The sequence below is a fragment of the Arthrobacter sp. MYb23 genome (assembly GCF_002979775.1).
GTDB lineage: Bacteria > Actinomycetota > Actinomycetes > Actinomycetales > Micrococcaceae > Arthrobacter.
Genome location: NZ_PCPR01000018.1, coordinates 105,861 through 111,997, shown reverse-complemented (window position 1 = coordinate 111,997; position 6,137 = coordinate 105,861). Strand labels below are relative to the sequence as shown.

5 protein-coding genes and 1 pseudogene are annotated in these 6,137 nt (G+C 59.7%); 3 read left to right on the top strand and 3 right to left on the bottom strand.

The window, feature by feature from the left end; translation table 11 throughout:
- Window positions 1-267 (top strand): annotated as a pseudogene (locus tag CQ020_RS24345) (methylisocitrate lyase); the annotation flags it as partial.
- A 45-nt stretch (window positions 268-312) separates the two neighbouring features.
- Complete coding sequence (locus CQ020_RS17270) at window positions 313-1,449, top strand: bifunctional 2-methylcitrate synthase/citrate synthase (RefSeq protein ID WP_105692973.1); 1,137 nt, start codon at window positions 313-315, stop codon at window positions 1,447-1,449.
- 279 nt (window positions 1,450-1,728) lie between these two features.
- On the opposite strand, the gene CQ020_RS24555 is transcribed toward CQ020_RS17270, so the two are convergent.
- Together CQ020_RS24555 and ald are read right to left on the bottom strand one after the other, a co-directional pair.
- The gene (locus CQ020_RS24555) at window positions 1,729-1,857 is read right to left on the bottom strand and encodes a hypothetical protein (RefSeq protein WP_258142015.1); all 129 of its coding nucleotides are present in this window, start codon (window positions 1,855-1,857) and stop codon (window positions 1,729-1,731) included.
- 889 nt (window positions 1,858-2,746) lie between these two features.
- Complete coding sequence (gene ald, locus CQ020_RS17260; protein WP_105692971.1) at window positions 2,747-3,862, bottom strand: alanine dehydrogenase; 1,116 nt, start codon at window positions 3,860-3,862, stop codon at window positions 2,747-2,749.
- A 145-nt stretch (window positions 3,863-4,007) separates the two neighbouring features.
- Here ald and CQ020_RS17255 point away from each other — a divergent pair, with 145 nt between their 5' ends.
- Window positions 4,008-4,481: an Lrp/AsnC family transcriptional regulator gene (locus tag CQ020_RS17255; RefSeq protein WP_374955183.1), complete on the top strand. Its 474-nt coding sequence runs from the start codon at window positions 4,008-4,010 to the stop codon at window positions 4,479-4,481.
- A gap of 597 nt (window positions 4,482-5,078) precedes the next feature.
- Here CQ020_RS17255 and CQ020_RS17250 read toward each other — a convergent pair.
- Window positions 5,079-6,110, bottom strand: coding sequence for a DUF4192 domain-containing protein (locus CQ020_RS17250; RefSeq protein ID WP_105692969.1), 1,032 nt, complete (start codon window positions 6,108-6,110; stop codon window positions 5,079-5,081).
- Window positions 6,111-6,137 lie beyond the last annotated feature (27 nt).

Here is a 6,137-nt window from a genome sequence, read left to right as displayed (position 1 = left end):
ATGACCGAGTTCGGCAAAAGCGACCTCTTCACCGTGGACCAGCTTCAAACCGTCGGCGTGAACATGGTCATCTACCCGGTCACCCTCTTGCGTAGCGCTATGGGGGCCGCCGCAGAGGTCTTGAACACATTGAAAAGCTTGGGCACTCAGGAGGTTCGGGTTCCTCAGATGCTTACGCGTTCACGCCTTTACGAACTAGTCGACTATGAGGCCTACAACCAGTTCGATTCTAGTGTCTTCAACTTCCAGGTCCCTGGCGTCCGCTAAACGTCTGAGTCTCCGAATCACGAATAAGAACGAAGGAGTTCCAATATGGCTGAAACAGATATCCGAAAAGGCCTTGCCGGCGTCGTGGTGGACTACACCGCCGTCTCGAAGGTCAACCCGGACACCAACTCACTGCTCTACCGCGGGTACCCGGTCCAGGAACTCGCCGCCAAATGCAGCTTCGAGGAAGTGGCCTATCTGCTGTGGAACGGCGAACTGCCTGACAAATGGCAGCTGGCCGAGTTCAGTGTCCGTGAGCGCTCTGGTCGCGCCTTGGATCCGGTGGTCAAGAGCATCATAGATTCACTGCCACTCGCCGCTCATCCGATGGACGTGTGCCGGACTGCAGTTTCAGTGCTGGGCGCCCGGCATGAACTGGCTGAAGATTCCTCACCCGCAGCAAACATGAAGAAGGCCGTAGATCTGTGGGCTGCCATGCCCGCCGTCGTGGCCTATGACCAGCGCCGCCGCCGGGGCTTGGACGTCGTCGAACCTCGCGAAGACCTGGACTATTCGGCGAACTTCCTCTGGATGACCTTCGGGGAAGACCCCGTGGACGAGGTGGTGGAGGCTTTCAACGTCTCGATGATCCTTTACGCAGAGCATTCCTTCAACGCTTCGACGTTTACGGCTCGCGTGGTTACGTCCACGCTCTCGGACCTCCACTCGGCTGTCACCGCAGCGATCGGTGCCCTCAAGGGCCCGCTGCACGGCGGCGCCAATGAGGCCGTGATGCACACGTTCGACGAAATCGGCATCCGCAGCGAAGAATCCTTGGAGGAAGCTGCATCCCGGGCGAAGACGTGGATGGAAGACGCCCTGGCGCAGAAGAAGAAGGTCATGGGCTTCGGGCACCGCGTCTACAAACACGGCGACTCCCGGGTACCCACCATGAAGGCCGCCCTGGACAAGATGATCGCCCACTACGGACGGCCAGAACTCCTTGGGCTGTACAACGGCTTGGAGCAGGCCATGGGTGAGGCAAAGGCCATCAAGCCCAACCTCGACTACCCTGCCGGACCCACGTACCACCTCATGGGCTTCGACACCCCAACCTTCACCCCGATCTTCGTCGCCAGTCGAATCACAGGCTGGACCGCCCACATCATGGAACAGCTAGCATCCAACTCCCTCATCCGACCATTGAGCTCCTACAACGGTGCAGAGCAGCGCTCCATCTGAATTGGCACCACTCAACCCCTAAACTGGCGGTGGGGCACCCGATGGTCACCCGGATCATCACCTATCGCAACGTTCCGGTGCCCCGCCTCCGCCTGGTACTCTGCCATGGCGGGCCCGAGTTCTGCCCCAGTTAGAGTAATCCCGAACAGGATTACGCTCTAGGCCTATAGCAGCAAGGGCGGGATCTCAACCGCTTTTCCGCAGGGTCGCCCGATCTAGAGGGTGTTCCAGTTTTTCTCCATCCATTCCAGTACCTACGGAAGCTCGCTCTTGCGTTGCCTAGGACCATGCCCCCACCGTGGATCGTGTACACACGCCGAGGGCGTCCGCGACCGGGCCGGGCACCGTCCGCTCGTGCACATCGAAGACGCCTTCTCGGGCCAGGACCTTGTTGGAAGGCAGTTCCATTCCGGCCATTCCCCACCGCAGAGAATGGATGGATTCGGGGGACGCCATCAGGAGGCAGAAGCAGATAAAGAAACTGACAGAGCAACCGCCACTTCCGGGTCAAATGGTAGAGGTGGGCCGACCTCCGCGTTGGGGCACGGTCAGGCGACGTCACTGTCACTATTGTCCCTAGATCATTTTCCGGCCCCTCGGACGGCGCCCGTGACACCAGCAGGCCGCCCGACATCTCCCGTTGGTGACCGTCGGGCGACGGGAAGAAACCGCCAAGTGGCGGGCTTTCGGTTCCAATGAGGGAGGAAGTTGGGCCCGATCTTTGAGACCGGTCCTGAACCGTGGCGAGAAGTTCAGTTGTTAAGGGGCAACGCACTCGTAGAGGAGTCCAGGAGGAATGTCGTGGCTGAGTTCAAGGGTGTAGGACCAAGGGCCGTGCCACGTGACAAGAACGCCCGAAGCTTCATGCTCACCTGATTCAGAGTGCAGCCGAGCAATGGCACTTGCTAAATCAATGTCATGATGCAAATCTTCCAGAAGCTCGACGCTCCCGGGCGAAGCTGAGTTTTTGCACCTCATGGTGCAGCAGGGTGCTGGACGCCAGGGCAGAGGCTGGATCTGCCGGTCTCCCACCTATAGTCGACCCACACTTTGAAACCGTCTGCCCGGTGAAAGAGACGGCGGGGCTCAGCGCCATCGCTGTCGAGCCATAGGATTTGCTCATCATCCGTGACTGCATCGACAACTCCGCGGCGAATCTCTATGTCCAGAAGTTTCACTATCACCAGTTGGCCAACCAGCGGGCTCCATTTGGGGTGCAGGTGAAACGCCATTGATGCCATGCCCTTCCTTTGGAGCGGGCTGTGCCTGCCGTCCATCGAGCAGGCACAGCCATGTCCTAAACCGTCACGAGGTCCTGCCAGCCGGCGAGGTCATGTCCGTGTGCATCGCTGACGGACTTGTGGGTTACCTCTCCCGCCGTCACATTCAGACCGCCTGCCAGGGCGGGGAACCTGTCGAAAGCACCTTTGACGCCGTAGTTCGCCAAGGCAACCGCGTAGCGGAGAGTGACGTTGGTCAGTGCGTATGTGGAGGTGTTCGGGACAGCGCCGGGCATGTTGGCAACGCAGTAGAAGATCGAGTTGTGGACCTTGTACGTCGGTTCCTGGTGGGTGGTGGGGTGCGTGTCCTCGAAGCAGCCGCCCTGGTCCACTGCGATGTCCACCAGGACCGAGCCCGGCTTCATGCGGGATACGAGCTCGTTGGTGACCAGCTTGGGTGCCTTGGCGCCCGGGATCAGGACGGAGCCGATCACGAGATCTGCGTCGATGACTGACTTCTCGATCTCGTAGGCGTTGGAGGCGACGGTCTTCAGGCGGCCCTGGTAGTCGGCGTCGAGTTCGCGCAGCCGGTTGATGTTGATGTCCAAAATGGTAACGTCGGCGCCTAGACCCATGGCCATGGTGGCCGCGTTGGTGCCGGCAACGCCGGCGCCGAGGACGACAACCTTGGCGGGGCGAACACCGGGAACGCCGCCGAGCAGGACGCCCTTGCCACCAGCGGGTGCCATGAGGGAGCTTGCGCCGACCTGAACAGAGAGCCGACCGGCTACCTCGGACATGGGTGCGAGCAGCGGCAGCGTCCGGCCTTCCTGGACCGTTTCGTACGCGATCGCCGTAACGCCGGAATCGACAAGTGCCTGAGTCAGGGCGGGTTCCGCGGCAAGGTGAAGGTAGGTGAAAAGAAGCAATCCCTCGCGGAAGTGGCGGTATTCCGACGCCACTGGTTCCTTAACTTTCATCACCATGCTGGCTCGGGCCCAGATCTCCTCTGCTGTCTCGACGATCTCGGCGCCCGCCAGTGCGTACTCCTCATCGGTAATGCCCGAACCAGCGCCGGCGCCGGTTTCCACAAGCACGTGGTGGCCGTTTGCTTTCAATTCGTGCACGCCGGCAGCAGTGATGGCGACGCGAAACTCGTTGTTCTTGATTTCCTTGGGGACGGAGATGATCATGTTCATGCTTTCTGTGGAGACTTATGCCTATTGGCAAAAGAATGACAGAATCCACATTATTTACGCCTATCGGACGCAGTATCTGCGGTAGAATAGGAAAAACTGGTCTATTCTCGCATTGGAGGTGCATTGCACCGTGCCCGGCCTGCAGAAACTGCAACAGGTGACTCTGGACGAGATCGACCACAAGCTTCTGGGCTTGCTGTCCCAGAATTCAAGGCGAACCAATCAGTCGTTGTCGGAGGCCTTGGGACTTGCGCCGTCAACCTGTCTTGCCCGCCTCAACGGGCTCAGAGAGTCGGGGGTGATCAAGCGGTTCACCGTCGAAGTCGCACCCGATGCGATGGGCCTGTCTCTCCAAGCTCTGGTAAGCGTGCGGCTCAGACCTGGCGCTCGTCACCTGATGAACGCCTTCGGAAACGAGTTACGGGATCTTCCCGAAATCAAGCAGTTCTTCGTGCTCGGCGGTGCCGACGATTTTTTTATCCACATCACGGCCAAGAACACCGAGCACATCCGTCAATTCGTACTGGACCATTTGTCTTCGAATCCTGCCGTCGCCGGTACCCAGACCAACCTCGTTTTCGAACACGATCACGGAAGCGCCTACGGGCTCTAGTTACCCGAGGATGCCTCGTCCTAGACGGTCAGGTCTGAGGGGCGTCCCGCGGTCGTGACCGAGGCAACTGAGTGTTCCGGTCCACGTCAAGGGCCACGTGGGGAAGGTCCGTGGGAGTGAAGAATGTCAGCGACACGCCGTTCAAAGTCTTGCCCCTCCTTATGGCCCGGAAGACGAATGTCACGGCAGTGCCTGCGCATATGGGCCAGCCGCGCTCTGTGCTGTTATCGACTCTGTCTTCGGAACAGAGGGGATGCCGACGGTGTACATCAGCGGCGACAACTCCGTGCCAAAGGACCATAACGACCCTTGCTGAGGAACTCACCCGAGAACACAACGACCTGTCGAATGCAGCCAGGCGAATGAATGCCTATTATTGCGCCACATCGCAGGGGCAGGCTGATGGGCGACAGCTCCGACTGTCAGCGCCGCGCAAAGTGGCCCCGAATTTCGCAAGCTCTGGTTCCACATCGGGCCGGAGTTCTCGCAGGTACTTGCGCTCCCGTTGTTGGACCGCCGACAAATGGACATTCCGTGGGTCAACATGTTGCCTCGCATCCCGCACAGGTGCCCTGACTTATGTGACGTTGTTTCCGTCTAGAGCATATCGAGATGGTTCTTGTAGGCGGTGTCTTTGTTGGTGGTCCAGCCGGCGATTATGCCGGCTCCGAGCATTTGGTCGGTGAGTCTGGCGAAGCGGTAGCCGGGGTCTGTGTCGAGGGCGAGTTGCATGTATTGGTGTGCTTTGGATCCTCGGCCTTCCCACCAGTTGATGTAGCCGATGGTGGTGAGGATGGGTGCTGCGTGTTGTGGGCTGGTTCTGGTGTAGGCGTGGAGGAGGAGCTGTTGTGCCCACTCAACCCTCGACCATTTGGGTGCGGACTGGGTTTGGGCGAAGAGGATGTGTTGCGGTGGTTCGTCGATGCCGGGGATGTCTGCCATGAGCCGGTCGCGGATGTGAGGGAATTGGAAGTTCGCGATCAGGGTGGTGCAGTCCTCGTCTGTGGGGAAGCCGGTGCTGTCGAGCATGTTCGTCCAGAGTTGGCTCGCTTGTAGTGTCGCTTGATGAAGTGCCTGTGACCGGATGGAGTTCATGCAGCTTTCCACGGCGGCGGCGTGGCCTGCTTCGTGTGTTGGCGTCGGGAGGATGATGCGGTTGGTGGGTTCGATGGTGCTTCCGCGGTAGATGAATTCGGCGTTGACGCGGCTGTATTCAGTGGTGCTGATAGGCAGGCTGATGTCCTGGCCGGGTTCGCTGTCGTAGGGAGAGTAGGCGTCATCGGAGACGAAGATTCCGTCGCGGATGGTGATGCCGTTTTCGGCGAGGACTCCTGTGAGCGCGGCGATGGTGGCTGTGTGCGGTTTGGGTTGGCCTGGTTCGCAGTGGCTGGAGGTGTAGAGCGCGAAGACGATACTTGTCGCGTTGGTGTCGCTGGTGAGGTAGCTGCTGACGGTGCGGGCGTAAGGGAGTTCTGTTCCTGGTTGGCGGGGGAGGTCGATGCGGAGGGTGGCTCCGACCTTGCCTTTGTCCAGGGTGATGCAGACCAGACTCTCTTGGGGCCAGAACCCTAGCGTGTGTCCGATGAAACTGAGCAGGTCCGCTGGGTCTTTGATGGTGAGCGCATTCATTGTCCTGTTCCTTTGCCATTGTTTTGT